The organism is Agrobacterium sp. V1 (genome assembly GCF_030518355.1).
Classification (GTDB): domain Bacteria; phylum Pseudomonadota; class Alphaproteobacteria; order Rhizobiales; family Rhizobiaceae; genus Agrobacterium; species Agrobacterium cucumeris.
On sequence record NZ_JAULSF010000002.1, the window covers coordinates 986,159 to 1,006,324 of the forward strand.

Genomic DNA, 20,166 nt, shown 5'->3' on the forward strand with positions numbered 1-20,166 from the left:
ACGTCTACTGGTCCTTTTGGCCGGAGAGCAGCTGCTCCAGCATTTTATCCACGTCATCATCGGAAAGGTCGCTTACGGATGTCTGCGCGGCGATCGGGAAAATTCCCGCTTCCACGCCGCCCGGCAGGGACGGTGAAAGAGAGCCGAGCAATTCCGACTGGGCTTTGACGGTGGTGGCCCCGAAGAGCTGAGCGAGGGTCAGGTGCACCGAAAACTCCTGCCTTATGCGCGACAGCAGCTGCATGATCGTCAAGGAATCGCCGCCCGCTTCGAAGAAGTTGTCCTCCACGCCGGCGCTGTTACTGGACAGGAGCTCGTGCCAGATCGCCAGCAATGCGGCCTCGTTTTCCGTTGCCGGAGCAACGCTGTGGCGTGCCCTCGCGCCGGGTGCGGGCAGGGCCTTTCGGTCAACCTTGCCATTGGCGCTGAGAGGCAGCCGCTCCATGATCACGAATTCGCGCGGGACCATATAGGCGGGAAGTTTTGCGGCAAGAAAGGCGCGCAGCCGCTCAGAGAGGGTTTCACCCCGCATTTGCGCGGAGGCCTGCCACTGTGTGCTCCATGCGGGATCGATGGACCCGCCGGCGAGCACGTAAAGCGGCTCCTCGTCTTCTTCGGTTGCCAGAGCCGATGCCACAGCGGAGAGATCGACGCCGCCGGCCGCGCACAGGCCGATATCGAGACGCGGCGCATGCAACATCATCACCTGCGCCATATGGCCGGCTTCCAGCAGGCAGAAGTCTCTGGCCTTTTGCCCGTAGCTGCGCGCCATGGCCGCCTTGAGGCCGGTGAAAACCACGAGGAAAGCGCTTGGCCTGACGATATCGTCGCTTTTACCGGCGATTGCCGCGATCTGTTCCTGCGAAACGGCCGCCAGAAATTCCAGCCGGTGTTCGGCGGGATGATGACGATACCAGCCGGCGGACAGCCCGTCGATCCGGCCGTCCTGGACCAGAATATGGGTCTGAACCGGATAAAGTCCGCCCGCGGACGGGTAGAGGGCCTTTTTCAGCGGTGTGCCGGGGACATCGAAGGCCCGTATGCTGGCGAGCAGATGGCCGATGCGCTGAAGCTCCGCCGGGGCGGTCAAAAACCGGCGATGACTTTGCCGGGCGATCGCTTCGTGGAACAGGCCGTCCGGCGTGGCCAAATCGACGGTCCTTCCGGCATCGCCCAACCTGCCATCGCCTGACCGGCCGGCCTTCGCTTCCAGTTTGCCGATGAGGCTGCCTTGGGTATCTGGAACGATATAGGCAACGAGGGCAGGTGGCTGGCCTGTCGTCGTCACCACGGCTTCGGCGACATTTTCATTTTGCAGCAGCGCGGTCTCGATTTCCCCGAGCTCGATCCTGAAGCCGTTGACCTTCACCTGGAAATCTTCACGCCCCAGAAACTCCAGCAGTCCCTCCGGCCGCAGCCGCCCGAGATCGCCGGTTTCGTAAAGCAGCAGCGCGCCGTTTTCAGCCTCTTCTTCGTCCGCAAAACTGTCGGGAATGAAGCGATCGGCGGTCAGCTGCGGCCGCCCCCAATAGCCTCGCGCAACACCGATGCCGCCGATAAACAGCCGGCCCGTGACCCATGGCGGGCAGGGCCGCCCCTGATCATCGAGGACATACCAGCGCTGGTTTGCCAGCGGCTGGCCGTAGGGGATGCTCGTCCAGTCCCGCAGTGCTTCCCCGATCGGGTGGAAAATCGACCAGATGGAAGCTTCGGTTGCCCCGCCGAGGCTGATGAGATCGGCATCTGGCAATTGTGCTTTCAGGGAGGGAGGCAGGCTGACGGGAATCCAGTCTCCGCTCATCATGATCAGGCGCAGGGGTGGTTTTTCCTTGAGCGCCGGCAACTCGGCCAGCAGCAATTGCGCAAGGGCCGGCACCGAGTTCCATACAGTCACCCGATGTTGCAGTAGAAGCTTCATCCAGCCGGCATTGTCCGACACTTCCTCGCGTACGGGAATGACGATGGCGCCGCCAACCGCAAGCGGACCGAATATATCGTAAACAGAGAGATCGAAGCTCAGCGACGAGAGCGCGAAAACCCGGTCCTCAGTGGAAACGCCAAAGCGGCGATTGATGTCGAGGATCGTATTCAGCGCACCGCGATGATCGATCATCACGCCTTTCGGTTTGCCGGTCGAACCCGAGGTGAAGATGATATAGGCGAGATCCGATGGTTTGGTCACTGAGGGTGAAGGTCTGGCTCCGCCATCTTCGGGGACCGCGATCACGGTTACCCGCTGCGGCCAGTCGCCCCCTTCGGCGATGACGAGATCGGCCGCCGTGTCTTCCACAAGCTCGAAACGCCGCTGTGCAGGCAGGTCGGGGTCAACAGGCACATAGGCCGCGCCGCTTGCCAGAATGCCGAGGCAGGCGATCACCTGGCCTGCACCCTTCGGCAGAGAAACGGCAACCCGGTCGTTCGGACCTGCTCCGGCCTTCTGCAGATCAGCCGCCAGCGCCAGCGCCCGTTCGGCCACCTGTCCGTAGGTCAGTTCGATGCCGCCTGCACAGACGGCGATCTTGTCAGGGCTTTCCGCAGCTCTCTGGAAGAACGCCTCATGCAGTAGCTGCGTGTCGTCGGGAAGCGCGATTTTCGCCCTGTTGTTCAGCGTTTCGAACGCCTGGCAATCAGCGATATCAGGCTCGGTCCGCCATGCTGCGTCGTCGCTGGCCAGCGCCCGCAGCAGGGTCTCATAGGCGGCAAACATCATGTCCAGCATGGCAGGCGGAAAAAGTTCCTCGACCGCATCCCAGTTATAGACGAGCTCGCCCTGATCTTCGGAAACCTGATGGTCGAGATAGACCTGCGGCGTCTGGCTGACGCTGTCCACCAGTCGTGTATCGAGACGCGGAGCGTTGTCGTCTCTCGAGGATTGGCCCAGAACGCTGGTGAAAACCACGGGCATCAGGGCGCCGCCGGAGCGGCCGTTCTGTTTCGCCAGCTCACGAAGCACGGAAACGCCGCTGAAAAGCCGGTGTTCCAGATCTTCCATCAGGCGCAGCTGAACCTGACGGGCACGCGTGGTGAAGTCGGCGCGGGCCGAAAAATCGAGCCCCAGCAGGAGTGACGCCGTGAAATCGCCGACGATCTTTTCCACGTCCTGATGAACCGGCTCGCGATTGAAGACGGTGAGATTGAGGGTGAAATCCTGACGCCTGCTCCAGCGCGCCAGAACCTCCGCAAAGATCGTCATGATCGCGGCTGTCGGGGTGAGGCCGGCGCTCTGGGCCAGTTCCTTGAAGCGTGACCAGTCTTTCGCGGCAAGCCGGCCCCGGCGACGCGTGAAGCGCGGATGCTCGATCTGCGATGGGTTACATGCAAGCGGCAGATCCGGTGAGGCTGGCAGGGTGGCTATCCGGGCAGACCAATGCTCCCGCGCCCGCTCATAGGCTGCACTGTTATGCGCGGATTTCTCAAACAGAACATAATCCCGGAATGTCAGTCCGATTTCGGGAAGCGCACGTTTCTGCATGAGCGCTGCGAGTTCGGTGCCCATCAATTTCAGCGACCAGGCGTCACCGATGAGAACATCGAAACTGACGAACAGCCTCGTCGTTTTTTCATCGAGCCGGGCAGCTTCGATGTGAAACAGCGGCCAGCGGTCCGCCTTGAAAATATTGTGAGACAGCCTGTTTCTGATGTCCAACAGGCACGTGGCCCGATCGGCCGCATCACGCAGGTCCACGACCGGCAGCGCGTAATGGGGAACGTCTGCCAGCACGCGCTGCCGCCCGTCGGCATCGACGATCGCGCGCAGCATGTCGTGGCGCGCGACAAGACCGTTTATGGCGTTTTCCAGAGCACCCGTATCGAGATTGTCGATATCGAATTCCCGATAGCCGTGGGAACCGACGCTGCCGAGTTCGAAACCCTGGTTGCGGCCGATCCAGTAGGCATGCTGGATATCCGTCAGCGGAAACGGCTCATGGCGGTCTTCAGGATTATGGACCACCGCAAGCCCGTCGACGTTGAGGGCGTCCGCGGCCTCATTATCAAGCCGGTTTGCCAGCCCAGCGATTGTCGGTGTCTCGAAAATTGCCTTCAGCGGCAGTGAAACCCCGAAATCGGCCTTGATGCGGGCAATGATCCTGATGGCGAGGAGTGAGTGGCCACCCATCTCGAAGAAGCTGCGCTCGACATCGATCATGCTGGTTTGAAGGACGTCCTGCCATATGGCTGCAAGCCGTTCCTCGATTTGGTTTCGCGGCGCGGTACCGCTTCCCTCTGGCGTCTTTATTTCAAGTGCGCGCAGGGCGCTCCGGTCAATCTTGCCGTTCGGCAGATGCGGCATGGCCGGCAGGATGGTCCATAAGGCCGGGACGAGGTGGGAGGGCAGCTGCCTTGCCAGTGCAGAGCGGATGTCGTCCACTGTCAGCTGTCGCCCAGCATCGAGCGAAATATAGGCGGCCAGCTTGCGTTCCGGGCTTGCTTCATCGCCTATGACTGCAATGACGGCCTCGTTGACGCCGTCGATATCCTCGAGCCGGTGCTCGATCTCGCCGGTCTCGATCCGCAGGCCCCTGATCTTGACCTGATTATCGAGACGTCCGTGGAATTCCAGCGCGCCATCCGCACGGCGTCTGACCCGGTCGCCGGTGCGGTAGAGATAGGCGGACGACCTGCCGGAAAAAGCGTCCGGAACGAAACGCTCGGCCGTCTGGCCCGGGCGTCGCAGATATCCGCGGGTGACACCGGCTCCGCCGAGATATAGTTCGCCCGCAAGACCGTCAGGCCGGAGACGTCCGGCCCGGTCGAGGACATAGGCTTCCGTTCCGGGCAGGGGTGCGCCGATGGAAACCGTTTTTTCCCCGTTGACGGCGCAAACCATCGCACCCGTCGAGTAAGTCGTATCTTCCGAAGGCCCATAGAGATTGTGTATGCGCGCCTGCGGTGCCTTCTTCGCCAGTTCTTCAAGCAGGACCGGCGGCAGCGGCTCCCCGGCGAGATTGATGGTGCGGACGGATGTCGGAAGCGTGTCGTGGCGCAGATATTCGCGCAGCAAACTCGGAACGGTGTTGATCAAGCTGACCCCGGCGACATGCTGCAAACGCGGCAGATCGAAAAGCGTGTTGGCCAGAACCACCTGACCGCCGCAGGAAAGCGTGCCGAAAATCTCGAATATGGAGAGATCGAAGCACACTGAGGTCGATGCCAGGACACCTGCCAGCTCGTCACCGGTGAAATTGCTGCCGGTCCACTGCATGCGGGCGGCGGCATTGCCATGCGTGATCGCCACGCCCTTCGGTCGTCCCGTCGAGCCTGATGTATAGATGATATAGGCGAGATCGGCCGGATCACAGGCGTGAGCTGCGGAAAAGACCGCATCGGGAAGTTTGCCGACCTCAAGGAGGGTCAGTTCATCCGTGGCGTCGAATGCCAGCCGGTCGCTATCCGTCAGGACGACCCTGATGGCCGCATCCCGTGCAATGAAGGCAAGCCTCTCGGACGGATAGTCCGGGTCGAGCGGCACATAGGCCGCGCCGGCTTTCAACACACCGAACAGGGCCGCGATGAGATCCGGCGTGCGCTGCATGCAGACGCCGACGATGGAGCCACGGCCAAACCCGCCGGCGGCGAGCGCAGCGGCAATCGCGTCGCTTCGTTGATCGAGCTTCCGGTAGGTGAGGCTGCCATGTTCGCTGGCCACTGCGGATTTTTCCGGTGTGCGCGCCGCCTGCGCCGTCAGCATCTCGTGCAGGCAAAGCCCGCTCTGTGCCAGAGCCTGACCGGCAGACCGGCGGATCTGCTCCTGATGCTCGTCGTCGCAAAGAAGGGAGAATTCCGATATCCGGCGGGCGGGGTCCTCGGCGATCGTGCGCAATACATGTTCGAAACGCCGCCAGATCGTGGCGATCGTCTCCTCATTGAAGAGATCGGTTGCATATTCGATCTTGCCGCCGATGTCGGGGTCATTGTCCTCGAGGTTGAAGCGGATTTCGTTTTTTGCAGCACCATCGGGCAGGCGCAGTGTCTCGATGGCAAGACCGTCGAGTTCAGGCAATCTTGCCAGATTGTGCTGAAGATCGAATTTTGCCTGAAACAGCGGCGTCATCTCGGACAGGGAGCGTTTTGGATTGAGAGCCTCGACGATCCGCTCATAAGGCACGTCCTGGTTCGCCAGACCGGTGCGGACGGTCTCGCCGACGCGCTGCAGCAGGCCGGAGAAATCCGGATTACCCGCAAGATCGGTACGCAGCACCAGCGTGTTGACCAGAGGGCCGATCATCGCCTGGGTTTCCGGCCGGTCGCGGTTTGCGACTTCGCTGCCCACGACGATGTCGTCGCTGTCGCAATAGAGATGCAGCACCAGTTTGAAAGCGGAGAGAAGCAGAACGTAGAGGCTGACATTATGTGCCCGTGCCAGCGCCCTCAGCTGTCCTGAAAGTGCAGGGTCGACGGAAACCGCAAATTGCGCGCCGAGGAAAGTGGCGATGGCCGGTCGCGGACGGTCGAATGGCAGGTCCAGCACCGGCAGATCCGTTCCGAGCGCCTTTTTCCAGTATGCGAGCTGGTTTTCAAGCACCGGGCCGCGCAGCATCTTTCCCTGCCAGATCGCCCAGTCGGCATATTGAACGCGAATATCAGGCAGATGGTGTGACTGGCCGGTCGTCTCCTTGTAGAAGCCCGCGAGGTCACGGGCGAGCACGGTCATCGACCACCGGTCGCCGGCGATGTGATGCAGCCCGACCGCCAGCAGATGATCTTCGGCCGAAAGGCGCACCAGCATTGCGCGCAATTGCGGATGGCTCAGATCATAGGGTTCGGAAAGCCGTTGCAGGATGTGCTGCTTGGCTGTGGCTTCCGCATCGGTGTCCTGCGCGAGGTCGAGGAATTCGATTGCCGCGTCGCCGGCCGCCAGAATATCCTGTTCCGGAAAGCCGTCGGCGCCGGGAATGAAGCGCGTTCGCAGCGGTTCATGCCGTTGTACGACCTTCGCCAGCGCCTCTTCCAGCGCCGTCCTGTCGAGTTTCCCGCGAAACCGCAGGATGCTGCGCATATTGTAAGCCGTGTTGTCAGGTTCAAGCTGCTGCATGAACCACAGGCGCTGCTGCGCAAAGGACAGGGGCCGATCGCCATCGCCTTCCTCACGTCCCGGAATGACGGAGTCGAGAGCCGACTGATATCCTCGCTCGGCAAGACGCTGCTCTATGAGGCGACGGCGCTCGGGCGAAAGGTTCGCGAGTTTGGCGTAGAATTCGTTCATCGTGCTTCTGCTCCTCCAAGCGCGCTCTGGACTTCACTGTCGGAAAGGCTTTCGATTTCCATTAACAGCGCTGCCATCTCGTCCAGGTCGCCTTCATCAGGCATATGGGCGGTAATCATGCTCGCCACGCGGGCGACCGTCGGGTTTTCGAAGAGGAGTTCGCGCATTTCGATCTTGACCGGGAATGTTTCCCTGAGCTTGGCGACAACGCGGATGGCCAGAAGCGAGTGGCCGCCCAGCTCATAAAACCCGTCATCGACGCCGATCCCGCTCACGCCGATCAGTTCTTCGAAAATGCCCGCGACCGTGGTTTCGGTGTGGGTGCGCGGGGCAATGAAGGGTGTGGCCATCGCCGGCCTTGCACGGCCCGAAACAGGCGCTTTCGACAGCTGCGCCTTCTTGACCGCCGTCGGTGCAACGGTGATGTCGCTGCGCGAAAGCATCGTTGTGCCGGTAATGCCGTTCTCGATGATCCTTCTCGTCAGGTCCCAGGCATCATCAGAGGCAACCGCATAGGCGTTGGTGTCGAGCGAGGAACGTTTGCCGGCGGCCAGCACATCGATGAGCGGATAACCAATGGCAAACCAGGGCATTCTCGCGCTGCGCGACTGGGCAGCCACAAGCAGCTCCACCGCCTGATATCCCGATGTATAGGCGGCCAAGCCCACACCGCCGATGACGGTCGCGAGCGATGACTGAATGCAGCAGAAACCTGCCCGCCGTTGCTCCATCGCCTTTATGAGTGCCCGCAGCGGCGCGATGCGAACCGTTTCATTGTAGGTGAGATGTGTGTCGTCCATCATTGAGAGCGGCGCTGCCGCGTGCCGGTTTGCCTGAGGCATGCTCAGAAAAATTCCGTCGATCCGGCCATGCCTCGACACCACCTCATCGAGTGCCGCGCCGATGGCAGCAGGATCATTGCAGTCGATCCGGCGCGTATCGAGAGCTGCGTCCAACTGAATGGCGGTCTCCGCATCCTTGATGGATTGGAGCACGGACAGGCGTGTGCCGGATATTTTCGCCAGATGATCCAGCCAGACGGTGCCGACACCTTCGGCGATATTGCCGATCACGAGATAAATGCCGTTTTTCTTCAGGCGGGCGGATGCCTGCGGTTCAGGCAGTTCTAGTGGCGCAAATCCATGCGACCAGCGATGCGGGCCCCTTATGGCGATCGCTGGACCGGTTCCGTTGAATTCCGCCAAGAGGCGGTCCGCAACCGCCTGATCCGCCATGTCCTGCGCGACCATGATATCGATGTGCCTGCAGGTCAGGTCTTCATATTCCTGGCCCGCAACCTTCAGGATGCCCGACAACTGAGACTGCAGCTCGTCGAGATTTTCCAGGCCGGTAACATCCGTTGCGCCATTGGTCACCAGCGTCAGATTACTTTTGTGCCCCTGTGCGGTGAGCGCCCGCACGAGATTGAGCAGGGTCGTAACCTCGTCCCGCCGGCCGGGCTTCAACGGCCAAAGATATAGGATGTCCTGTGGCAGAGCCCCGCGTTCGCCCAGGGTATCGAGCAGCCGGGCAAAATCCGCCGCGGAATGTCCGGCAAGGCTGAAGCAGCGGAAATCGCACTCGTCGAACCTGTCGCCTTCAATGGCGCGATAGGCCTGAGCGCCGGCGCCTTCCAGCCGTGCGGCGAGGGATTTGCCGATGCGTCCTTCATCAAGGATCAGGACACGGCGGTTTCTGCAATCTGCCGGGGTTGCCGGCGACAGGCGCTGCCATGTCGGACGATAGATTCTGGCGCTGTCGACGGCGGTGGAGACGGGCGCCTGGTTTTCTGCCGTCTGGGCGGAAATCCAGTAACGCTGCCCCTGAAACGGATAGGTAGCGAGTGGCACGCGGCTGCCTTCAGCCGATACGGCCTGCCAGTCGAGATGTCCCCCGGTCCGCCAGTATTGTCCCAGTGCAGCAAGGTACTGGCCCGTCTCGTTTTCCGGTCTGGCACGGCCAAGGCACGGTATGATCCGGTCTTCCGCGATAGCCTGTTCGCTTACGAGACCCGACAGTGCCGAGCCGGGTCCGGCCTCGATGAAGACTGTATTGTCGATGCCGAGAAGGGTTCGCATCCCCTCGTCGAAACGCACGGTCTGTTCCAAATGTCTGGCCCAGTAATTCGGATCCGTCGCCTGCGAGGCGCTCAGCCAGGTTCCCGTCACATTGGAGATCATCGCAATGGATGGCGGGGAAAGCCTGGCATTTCGCAGTTCCTCCAGATAGCGCGCTGCGGCCTGCGCCATCATCGGCGAATGGAACGCATGTCCGGTCTTCAGCCGCCGCGTCACGTAACGCGCCTGTTTGAGTTCCGTTTCAAGCCTTGCGATGGCGTCCGTGCTGCCTGAAACGACGCTGAGGCCCGGCGCGTTGCTGGCCGCCAGGGCGATGTCCACGTTAATCCAGCGGTCGATCGGCGCGTCGGGATGAACGACCGCAAGCATTGCACCGGGAGCGGCCTGTTGCATCAACCGGCCGCGCGCCACCACAAGCGAAAGTGCCGTATCCAGATCGAAGACGCCCGCCAGGCAGGCCGCCACATATTCGCCGATGCTGTGGCCATGGAGCGCCTGTGGTATCACACCCTGCGCCATCCATGCCTTTGCAAGGGCATATTCCACGGCAAACAGCGCCGGCTGGGCAAAATCCGTATTATGGATATCCTCATGTCCGGCAAAGAGATCAGCGCGGAAATCGCGTTGCATGATCTTGGAAAGACGATCCGCGCAGGCATCGAAAGGCGCACGGAAAAGCTCCACCCGCTCGTAGAGATCCTTGCCCATTCCGGCATATTGGCTTCCCTGTCCGGGAAACAGGAAAACCGGGGGCGGCGTGCTGCCGGCAATGGATGGTTTTTGCGCAGCAAGACGGTGCAGTTCCGCCGCGGCTGACGCCAGATCATCCGCAACCAGCGACTGGCGATGGCTGAAAGCCTTCCGGCCATGACGCAGCGTGAAGGCAACGTCGTTGATCGCAAGTTCCGGGTTCGCCTCGAACGCTTTCGCCTGTGCCGAAAGCAGTGCCGAGAGCGCCGCATCGTTGCGCGCTGAAAATACCAGAAGCTGCGGCGATGCCGGTTGTGTCCTGGCGCGCGCGCCTGCGTCGGTTGGTGCCTCTTCCAGCACCAGATGCGCATTCGTTCCGCCGATACCGAGAGAACTGATGCCGGCTCTCCGGGGGCTTTCCACCGCATCCCAGTCTCGCAGGGCCGTATTGACCGCAAAGGGGCTCGCCGGGAAGTCGATCTTCGCGTTTGCCTGTTTGAAATGAAGGCTTGCGGGAATTCTGCCGTGCTTGAGGCAAAGCACGGTCTTGATGAAGCCTGCAATGCCTGCGGCGGTATCGAGGTGGCCGATATTGGTTTTCACGGAGCCGATGGCGCAATATCCGGTGCGCGTCGTCGTCTTGCGAAAGGCCTGCGTCAGCGCTGCAATCTCGATGGGGTCGCCCAGCGATGTTCCCGTGCCATGCGCTTCGATATAACCGATGGAATCGGCTGGTATTCCTGCGGCGGCGTGGGCCTCGCTTATGACCATGGCCTGGCTGTCCACCTGCGGCGCGGTAAAGCTCGCCTTCAGCGCGCCGTCATTGTTGATGGCCGAACCGATGATGACAGCATCGATCGTGTCGCCGTCTGCAAGCGCATCTTCAAGACGCTTGAGCACGACGACGCCGACGCCGCTGCCGGGAACGGTTCCGGCGGCATCCGCATCGAATGCCCGGCAATGCCCGTCAGGAGACAATATTCCGCCTTCGCGCGCTACATATCCGTGCGAACGGGAAACCGTCACGCCGCCCGCAAGCGCAATATCGCATTCGCCCGCAATGAGGCTCTGGGCCGCGACATGGATGGAAACAAGCGATGAAGAGCAGGCCGTCTGCACGGTCATGGCCGGTCCGCGCAGATTGAGCTTGTAAGCCGTGCGCGTCGCCAAAAAGTCCTTGTCGTTGGCGACGAACAGTTCAAAGGGGCTGATCGATTGGCGCACCGCGGCATTGGCGTGCAGGTTCAGGAGATAGGTATTGAAGCCGCTCGAGGCATAGACGCCGATGGAACCGTCGAAAGTGTCGCCCTGATATCCGGCGCGCTCCAGCGCCGCCCAGGCGCATTCGAGAAACAGCCGCTGCTGCGGATCGAGAATTTCCGCCTCGCTGGGGCTGTAGCCGAAAAATTCAGCGTCAAACTGGTCGGCGCCCTCCAGCGGCGCTGAAGCCCGCACGAAATCCGGATCGATGAGCTGCTCGGGCGGAACACCCAGCGCGCTGAGTTCCTCGTCGGTCCATTCTTTGACCGACTCCCGGCCATGAACCAGATTATCCCAGAAGCTCTCAATGTCGGAGGCTCCCGGAAAGCGGCCTGCCATACCGATGACGGCGACCCGAAAGGCATTCCGATCCTGGTTTGAAGCGCTGGTATAGTCGGACATATGCAGTTCTCGCTGGATTAGAAATTGAACACGCACGTTACTTGTGGAACGGGCAGCCTTTTTTGGGCGGATCGATCATGCCGAGGCGACCGCGTTCGAAACGCTGGAGCGTATCGATTGCCTTCCGGTCGCCGTATCGCAGGCTTCCGGCGTCGGAGCCGACGAAACGTGAGCAGACGCCGACATGCCCTTCCGCCAGATATTTGTAGGCTGCGACGAATTCCGCATGTGCGTCATGGAGTTCGACCGGCAGGGTGGCGAACACGTCCTTCATTTCACGCCAGACCTGAATGAGGACGGCATGGTCAAACGACATCAGCCCGCTGAAATCATCGGATTCGACTGATGGCGGCGTCATGGAGACGCGGATGGTATTTTCGTAATCCGCCTTGCTGAAGCTGGCGGCGAGGTCCATGGAGCTGGCAGATGTGCGCAGAAGCACCGCGGCGGCCCGCAATTCCCTGTCCGCTTCGGCATGGTCGCCCTCATGCACCTGCATATTGAAACGACGAAGGCACAGAACCAGCCCCTGCACGTTCATGAAAAACGCCCAGTGGAATTCGCGCCAGATCCGGGAAGGCGAGGGGGAAGCAATGGTCATCTCGCACACTCCACGCCAAAGCACCTTGCAAGAAGCCTTGCATGAACCTCGAAACCATCAAATTGGGCTCTAGCGGCCTTTTCCGACAGGTGTGGCGCCCGGCAGAAAAGATCGGTAACCGACAGCGCGACCTGCAGGAAGCTGCGCAGCAGAACATGGGCGGGCTGTGCAGTGGTAATGCGGTTCACGCGGAAATACCGGTCATAGTCATTGGCGTGAAAGGACGTCAGCGGCAGGCCGCTGATATCCACGACGCCGGGGTCTGACATCGGCTTTTCCATGTTGCCCAGAAGCGCGGCGATGCGCGCGCGGCATTCGGGATGATGCAGCGTGAACGCTTCGAGCGCCTCGCAGATGATGTGCTGCAGGCGGGCTCTTTCGTGTTCTTCCGGCACCATTACCGGTGCCAGTGCCTCCGGCAGGAGCAGATCAAGAATGGCATCCTGCGCAAGCCAGTCCCTGTCCGGTCCGGCGTCCTCGCGGGGCACCGGGCTTGGCCATGGTTGATCGTCCATGGGGTCACGTCCTATTCTTGCACGCTGGTTGTGTTTACGGCCTCGCCGTCCATCAACCGCCGCAAACTCAAGGGGCGCATGTCGGTCCACTCAACCTCGATATGATCGAGGCACGCCTGCTTCGATCCGGAAAAGCCGCTTGGTCGCCACCCTGTCGGGACCGCCTTGTAGACCGGCCATATTGAATATCGCTCCTCGTCGCTGATCACGACGTTGTAGTGCAGGTCTTCAGCCGGGGTCTGGGAACTCATGGTGGTCACTCCGATCAATGTCTGTCGAGAAGACGGTGGTCCGCCAGAGCCGTCAGGCCTTGCAGAACAGCGTCGTGAACAAAGGTGATGTCGTCATCGCTGTGGGCGGTTGAGAGAAAACCGCCGCGATCTCCGGCACGAAGGTGGACGCCGGAGGTCAGAAGAAGGAAGGAAAGCGCAGTGACAGCCTGCGGCGAGATGCGGCTGCGGCCAGCGGATATGGCAAAGAACGAACCGAAGCTCATGAACGCAACGGGCAACCCCGCATCCCTGAGCGTGCCGTTCAGCCGTTCCACGAATGCCTGGGTCCTGGCGTTGAGGCTTTCTTGCAGGGCCGGTCCGTCTTCCAGCAACCGCGTCGCAACCGCCTTTGCGGCTGCGAGCGCCAGCGGATGGCGGCAATAGGTTCCGGCAAAAAATGTCGGGGCCACTTTCGGGAAGGAGCTGTCGCCGTAAGCCCATGCTCCGCCATCGACGAAATCCATGAACCGCCCCTTGCCGGCGATGAGCGACAGCGGCAATCCGCCGCCTGCGATTTTGCCATAGGTGGCAATATCAGCATCTATGCCGAAATGGGACTGCGCGCCGCCGGGTGCGACGCGGAAGCCGGTGATCATCTCGTCGAATATCAGCGCGCTTCCGGTCTTTTCGGTCACGCTTCGCAACTCATGCAGAAACTCGCGCGGCTGTAGTTCGGGGTTCCGGCTTTGAACGGGCTCGACGAGCACGCCGGCAAGCCTTTCGCCGTAACGCCTGATATAATCGATGGAGCGGGGATTGCCGTATTCCAGCAGCACGATATCGCGGGCGGAGGAAGGGGCGACGCCCGAAAAGCCGGGAACTGCCTTCGTCAGCACCATGCGTTTCAGGAGCGGCTTCAGCGCCACCAGCCATGCCGGATGAGACCGCAGCAACGCGCCCCTGCGGATATATTCCAGTTTGGTCGCCTTATGCAGGGCAGGGTCGGAATGGCCGTGATACGATCCTGTAAACAGCACGATCTTGTCGCGCCCCGTTGCGGCACGGGCGATGCGCATGGCCGTCTGCACGGCTTCGGTGCCGGTATTGCTGAATGTGACGCGGTCTTTTCCGGTGATGCGGCAAAACAGTTCCGCGGTCTCGCCGGCCAGATCGGATTGCGGCCCAAGTGCAAAGCCCTTGGCCAGCTGCGCTTCGATTGCCGTGCGGATAAAGGACGGATTATGGCCGAAGAGATTGGTGCCGAGGCCCATGAGAATATCGACATATCTGTTGTTGTCGATGTCCTGCAAATAGGCGCCTTCCGCGTGGGTGGCGACGATGGGATACAGGGCCTCTTTGGTTTGCATCGTGAAGGGAAGGCCGATCGAGCTCTTGTCCGAAAGGAAATCCCGGTTATAGGCGGCGGCGCGCTTCGAACCCGGTGTCTTGAGATTGAAGCTGGCAACGATTGTGGTGACAGGGTCGGTCGCGGGGGCAGTTGCTGGGCCGGCATTGTTGTGAATATTCATTCGACGGCCTCCTGTGTGACTTCCTGCCCCGCGCTGTCGCCGGCAATCTTCGTGCAGAGGAAGTAGACCGCCCTCTCGTCGGTCACCGGACCGCCATCGGTGCTTCGCATTTTCACCGAAAAGCCCGATGCCCGGAGAAGTTCGGTCACGGTTTCCAGATTGTGCCCCCAAACAGGGTTGGTCACGGAGTGGCGCTGCCAGTTCTTTCCGGGAATGCCGAAGCGGGCGATGAGAGCGAGCCGCCGGCGATTGGAAAGCAGCCGGGCCGCCAGCCTGTATGCCGCCTCCACCGGGGAGAAGCCCGCCTCTTTTGACCTCGTATGGATTTCAACCGTGAAGGACCCCTCGTTCGACCGTGAATCATAACGAGGCGTGATCAGCCAGGCATAATCGTCGGTGAGTTCACCCTCAGCCGGCACATCGCGCCAGTAGCGCACCATCTGGCCGGGATGGTTGATGTCGAAAGCAAAAATTCCGTCATCCTTCAGGCAACGGTGAACGCTTGAAAAAACCTTCTGTAGGTCTTCCGTATTCTGGATGTGGTTCAACGATGCGCTGGTGCACACCACGCCGTCAAAGGGGTGTTCAACGGTGAAATCCCTGGCGTCCCCCAGAACGAATTCAAGATCGGGCGCATTGCCGCGGGCATGGTTTATCATGTCCTGCGAACCATCCAGCCCGGTCACGGCATATCCGCGCGCAGCCATCAGCTTTGCAAGGTGCCCCGTTCCGCAGCAGAGATCGAGAACCGAAGCGCCGTCGGGCAGTTGCGAAAGAACCGCGCGTGCCAGGGGCTCGATCTTCTGCTCGCTATAGCGCGGGCCAAGCGTGTGGTTGTAGAGCCAGGCCCAATGGTCGTAATTGCCGGCTTCGCTTGATATGACTGTGCTCATCGTTCACCCTGCTTTCGCGCGTCATCGGACGTCGCGTTCAGAAAGTTGGCCTTGGCAAATGCGCGCAGATATGTTCGCAAAAGCTCGAATGTCAGGGCCGGTTCGCGGAATGGTGCGTCGGACATTGCCGCCTGCGTGAGGTGGCAATCGAAGTTGCGCGTCTGTTTTTCATCGCTCTTGCCGGCGGCGGAAGGCGAGCGCAGCAGTCCCAGCAATGGATAAAGCGGGTGGTCTGGCGTTCCACGCGCCACATCGCCCAGCATGTCCTGCCATTCCCGCTGCGAAACCCGCTCAAGCTCGATCCCTTCCATTTCGCAGGCCTCGAAGAGCCGGGCGCTTGAAACGGGGGAGGAGTGAATGAGATGGAAAACCTGTCCCGCCGAAGCCGGTTTGCCGGAAAGATGGACAATCGCCCGGGCCACATGGTCGACCGGCAGCATATCGAGCAGCCTTTCGCCTTCCGGCGCTGTGCCGGTGTAAAGATAGGCCTGCACCAGACGGCACAATATGTCCGAGCCGTTGAAGGCGCCGGTAACGCTGTCGCCGGATATCGCTCCCGGCCGGTAGATCGTCACCGGCAATCCCCGCTTTCCGGCTTCGTTGACGAGATGCTCCGCCACCCATTTGCTCCGGTTATAACCGCCGGCGGGTGGGGCAAACCCTTCCACGCTCTCCAGTTCGCAGACAGGCCTGGCATCGCTGCCGGAACCGCGGCGCGGCGTCAGCGCGCTGAGTGTCGAGATGTAATGAACATGCCGCCCCGCCCCGGCGCAGGCCAGTTTCAGAACTTCCCGGGTTCCAAGCACATTGGTCTCGCGCAACCGCTCATACCGATGCAGATGGTGCACTTCCGCGCCATTGTGGAAAATGCAATCGGCATTTCGGACAATATGGTCGTAGTCTGCCGCGGCTAGCCCGAGATTTGGTTTGGAAAGCTCGCCCGACAATGCCGTCACACGCTCCGTCAGCACGGATTGGGGCAGGTCATATTGCCGGAAGGCCTGCCGCAGGCGGTTCATTCCGTCATCGCCACGCACCAGGCAGGTGACTTTTCTCGCCGGGTCGCGAAGCAGCTCGTGGAGCAGATAGGTGCCGAGAAAGCCGGTCGCGCCCGTCAGGAAGACGTGAGCGGTGCCGCATTCCGCTCTTGCCGTTGCACTCGGGTGGATTGCGTCATCCAGCTTTATGTCGCGCTTCAGCAGCAGGGCTTCTTCGTCGCTGCCGCTATCGCTGTCGTCTCTGGTCTGCAGGCGGTTCGCCAGCGCTTCCACCGTGGAGGCGTTGAAAAGATCGAGAACGCCGATATCGAGGCCGAATTTTTCCTTTGCGACGGCGCAGAAACGCGTGGCCAGCAGCGAGTGGCCGCCAAGCGCGAAGAAGTCATCGGTTGCGGCAACCTGCTCAATATTCAGAACATGCCCGAATGCGCTGGCTATCCGGGTTTCCGTTGCGCCTTCCGGCGCCCGGCTATCGGGGTTTGTTTCGGCGCGCGGCGTGGGAAGCCTTGAGGGATCGATCTTGCCGTTCACGGTGAGCGGCAGCGCCTCAAGCCAGTCGAACGTGTCGGGCACAAGGAATTTCGGCAGGCGGTTTGCCAGCCATGCGCGGATTTCCGAAGGCGTGGGTCTGGTTGCCACGTCCTGATCGGTTTGGGGAACCGCATAGGCGGCGAGCCTTTTGCCGCCGCGTCCGTCGTCACGTACCGCCACCGTCGCCGAAACGATGGACGGGTGGGCAAGCAGGCCGGCCTCTATTTCCCCGGGCTCAATGCGGTATCCACGGATCTTGACCTGGCTGTCCAGCCGCCCTGACACGTGTATCCGGCCATCGGCAAGCAGCACGGCGCGATCGCCGGTGCGGTAGAGCACGCCCGCTCTCCCGTTTGTGGCAAATGGATCGGGAACGAAACGTTCGGCCGTCAGCGCCGCGCGGTCGTGATAACCGCGGGCAATGCCGCAACCGCCGATATGAAGTTCTCCCGGCACGCCGAAGGGCAACAGCTCGAGATTATCGTCCAGCACATAGAGCTGCTTGTTTGCCGCAGGCCTCAGCACCGGCAGGCCGGCGCGCCCGCCTCCCATGTCGACCATGCTGGCATTGACGGTGGTTTCGGTGGGGCCATAGGCATTGATGAAACGACGGTTCTTTCCCCATCTTTCGATGAGTTCCGGCATCGGAACCTCTCCCCCGACCAGAACGGTGCGCAGCGATGGCAGATCGTCGACCGGCAGGGAAAGCAGGGCGGATGGCGTCATCGTCAGGTGCGTTACCTGTCGCGTGTGCAGGATATCGGCCAGTTCGGCGCCGGGAAGCGTCGCATATCCGGGCAGAAGGAGAAGTCTGGCGCCGGCGCCGAGACTCATGACGAGTTCGGGAATGGAGGCATCAAAACTGAAGCTGAAGAATTGCAGCACACAATCGCCGGGCCTGATGTCGCAGGCGCGGATCTTGTCCCTCGTCAGATTGATCAGCCCGCTATGATCGACGAGGACGCCCTTTGCCTTGCCTGTCGATCCCGACGTGTAGATCACATAAGCCAGCTGTGACGGATGCGTCACCGTTTCAAGATTGTCGGCGCGTTCGTGGTGGGGGAAATCCTCATCCAGATTGAGCCGGTCGGCTGTCGCTGGGAGATCGATCGAGCTGTGGCTGACGACAAGCCGGGCGCGTGCATCCGACAGCATCGCGCCAATCCGCTCCGCGGGATAATCCGGATCGAGAGGCAGATAGGCACCGCCTGCTTTCCAGACCGCAAGCCAGGCGACGATCATGTCGAAACCGCGCGGCAACGAGATTGCGACGACGGTTTCCGGCGTAACGCCTTTACACTGCAACAGCCGCGCCAGCCTGTTTGCGCGCGCGTTGAGTTCGCCATATGTCATGGTATCATCAGTTTCCGCGCGCGGCATGATGAGTGCCACGGCGTCCGGCGCGCGCGCCACATGCGCTTCGAACAGCTCATGAAAGTAGTGCGGGCCAGCGTTTTCCTGCGCCGTGCTGTTGAAGTCGCAAACCCGCTGCTGTTGTTCTTCCCGTGTCAAAAGCGCAAGGGTTGCGATCGGCAGGGAGGGGTTGGCGACGATGGATTTCAGCAGTTGCTGGAAATGGCTGGCGAACCGGCCGATTGTCTCGGCGTGGAATAGTGCGGTCTTGTATTCGACCGTGCCGGAAAGCCCGGCCTCCGTCTCGCGCAGATCAAGGCACAGGTCGAGCCTCGAAACCTTGTCCTGGCGTCCCAGCCGGCGCATTTCCAGCCCGGGAAGCCGGATGCGCTCGCGTGGTGCTGCGTCGAGCTGAAATTTTATCTGAAACAGCGGATGGCTGTCGGGGTCGCGTTGCACGCCGACCATATCGACAATGCGCTCGAACGGCATGTCCTGATGGCTGATGACCTGTTGCAGGGTCTCATGTGTTTGCCGCAGGGCCTTTTCAAAATTGCCGAAGGGATCGACACGCGATCTGACGGGAAGAGGATTGACGAACAGCCCGACCAGATCTTCCGTCTCCACATGCGGGCGGCTGGCGACGGGCGTGCCGATCACCAGATCGGTCTGCCCGGTATAGCGGTGGATCAGCAGGTTAAAGGCGGTAAAAAGCGCCGTGAACAGCGTTGTGCCATGCGCGGCGGCAATCTTGCGCAGGGAATCGGCCGTCGCTTTGTCGATCGAGAAGTCATGCAGTTCACCTGCATGGCCATGGCCTGCGGTGCGCGCCATGTCCGTTACCAGCTGCGTTGTCTGCAAAGGCTGCGAAAGGTGCCGCTTCCAGAATTCCTCGAGCGCTCCTGCCGTTTCCGCCGCCAGACGCTGGCGCTGCCATGCGGCGAAGTCGCCATATTGTATCGGCAACGCAGCTTCCGGCGTCGCGCTGCCGGACACCTGCGCGCTGTAAAACGCGCCGAGGTCTTTCAGCAGGATTTCAGTGGACCAGCCGTCGGCGCATATGTGGTGCAGCGTAAAAACGAGGACATGGCGGCCGTCGCCGCACTTGACGACGAGCAGGCGGATGGGCGGTTCGGCGGCAAGATCGAAGGGTCTGCTCGTTTCCGCATGAATGACATCTTCGATTGCCGCATCGGCAGGTGAAATACTGACGACGGAAAAAGGCGTGTCACAATCTGCGGATATGGTTTGTCCGGGCACGCCCTTGTCGCTGTATATGCGGGCGCGAAGCACCGCGTGGCGGTTCATGACAGCGGCAAGCGCCGCCCTCAGCGCATCGAGGTCGAGGGTGCCTTGAACGTCGAGCGCAATGCAGATGTGATGCAATGCAGAGCCCGGATAGATCTGGTCGATCAGCCACAGTCTTTCCTGGGCGAATGAAAGCGGCGGGCGGGTCTCGTGGCGGGCAGGAATATTGGTCTGGCCGGGTGCACCGGCTTCCGCGTGCGCCATGTTGAGGAATGCCAGAATGTCGTTTTTTCTGGTCCGGATTTCGCTCATCACGGCATCGTTCAGGCGACCGTCAGGGTCCGAACATTTCAGGCTGCCGGCGTCGATCCAGACACGGATATTGTTTTGATGAAGCCGGGTTATGAGGGTTTCGACTGGCTCGATGTAATTCATAAGCCGTCCCTTGGCTGTATCGGCTTCGCGCGATCCGGAGAACCAGCGACAAGCCCTTTCAGGCTGGCGCCAAGCAGCAGTGTTCTCATCGGCAAAACAACTATCAATTGCATATTCAGCTGCCTGAAACCGGTCGTCAATTTCAATTTCTTATTCTTGACTAGGCGATTCAAGAATTATATGCAAGAGGTAATTGTTGTCATCGAGACGCGGCGAG

At 61.1% G+C, this 20,166-nt stretch carries 8 protein-coding genes; all 8 read right to left on the reverse strand.

Features of this window, described 5'->3' with window-relative positions:
* Positions 1–4 precede the first annotated feature (4 nt).
* From QSV77_RS18545 to QSV77_RS18580, 8 genes are read right to left on the reverse strand one after another with little or no spacing between them, the layout of a single operon-like run.
* Positions 5–7,204, reverse strand: a complete 7,200-nt coding sequence (locus QSV77_RS18545; protein ID WP_302734602.1) for a non-ribosomal peptide synthetase — start codon at positions 7,202–7,204, stop codon at positions 5–7.
* Entirely contained in the window at positions 7,201–11,634 is a 4,434-nt protein-coding gene (locus QSV77_RS18550; protein WP_302734603.1) for a type I polyketide synthase, read from the reverse strand. The genes QSV77_RS18545 and QSV77_RS18550 overlap by 4 nt, the downstream gene beginning before the upstream one ends.
* Positions 11,635–11,671: 37 nt before the next feature.
* Complete coding sequence (locus tag QSV77_RS18555; RefSeq protein WP_110760099.1) at positions 11,672–12,235, reverse strand: siderophore biosynthesis protein; 564 nt, start codon at positions 12,233–12,235, stop codon at positions 11,672–11,674.
* The gene (locus tag QSV77_RS18560; protein WP_302734605.1) at positions 12,232–12,750 is read right to left on the reverse strand and encodes a siderophore biosynthesis protein; all 519 of its coding nucleotides are present in this window, start codon (positions 12,748–12,750) and stop codon (positions 12,232–12,234) included. Before QSV77_RS18560 ends, QSV77_RS18555 begins: the two co-directional genes overlap by 4 nt.
* Before the next feature lie 11 nt (positions 12,751–12,761).
* Positions 12,762–13,001: an MbtH family protein gene (locus QSV77_RS18565; protein ID WP_110760101.1), complete on the reverse strand. Its 240-nt coding sequence runs from the start codon at positions 12,999–13,001 to the stop codon at positions 12,762–12,764.
* 14 nt (positions 13,002–13,015) lie between these two features.
* Positions 13,016–14,491, reverse strand: a complete 1,476-nt coding sequence (locus QSV77_RS18570; protein WP_302734606.1) for an aspartate aminotransferase family protein — start codon at positions 14,489–14,491, stop codon at positions 13,016–13,018.
* Positions 14,488–15,384: a class I SAM-dependent methyltransferase gene (locus QSV77_RS18575; protein ID WP_302734607.1), complete on the reverse strand. Its 897-nt coding sequence runs from the start codon at positions 15,382–15,384 to the stop codon at positions 14,488–14,490. The genes QSV77_RS18570 and QSV77_RS18575 overlap by 4 nt, the downstream gene beginning before the upstream one ends.
* The gene (locus QSV77_RS18580; RefSeq protein ID WP_302734609.1) at positions 15,381–19,949 is read right to left on the reverse strand and encodes a non-ribosomal peptide synthetase; all 4,569 of its coding nucleotides are present in this window, start codon (positions 19,947–19,949) and stop codon (positions 15,381–15,383) included. The genes QSV77_RS18575 and QSV77_RS18580 overlap by 4 nt, the downstream gene beginning before the upstream one ends.
* Positions 19,950–20,166 lie beyond the last annotated feature (217 nt).

What these genes read in the sequence shown, in the direction of transcription:
- QSV77_RS18575 (WP_302734607.1), bottom strand. Translation starts at nt 15,384, where the DNA reads ATGAGCACAGTCATATCAAGCGAAGCCGGCAATTACGACCATTGGGCC.
- QSV77_RS18565 (WP_110760101.1), bottom strand. Translation starts at nt 13,001, where the DNA reads ATGAGTTCCCAGACCCCGGCTGAAGACCTGCACTACAACGTCGTGATC.
- QSV77_RS18550 (WP_302734603.1), bottom strand. Translation starts at nt 11,634, where the DNA reads ATGTCCGACTATACCAGCGCTTCAAACCAGGATCGGAATGCCTTTCGG.
- QSV77_RS18555 (WP_110760099.1), bottom strand. Translation starts at nt 12,235, where the DNA reads ATGACCATTGCTTCCCCCTCGCCTTCCCGGATCTGGCGCGAATTCCAC.
- QSV77_RS18560 (WP_302734605.1), bottom strand. Translation starts at nt 12,750, where the DNA reads ATGGACGATCAACCATGGCCAAGCCCGGTGCCCCGCGAGGACGCCGGA.
- QSV77_RS18580 (WP_302734609.1), bottom strand. Translation starts at nt 19,949, where the DNA reads ATGAATTACATCGAGCCAGTCGAAACCCTCATAACCCGGCTTCATCAA.
- QSV77_RS18570 (WP_302734606.1), bottom strand. Translation starts at nt 14,491, where the DNA reads ATGAATATTCACAACAATGCCGGCCCAGCAACTGCCCCCGCGACCGAC.
- QSV77_RS18545 (WP_302734602.1), bottom strand. Translation starts at nt 7,204, where the DNA reads ATGAACGAATTCTACGCCAAACTCGCGAACCTTTCGCCCGAGCGCCGT.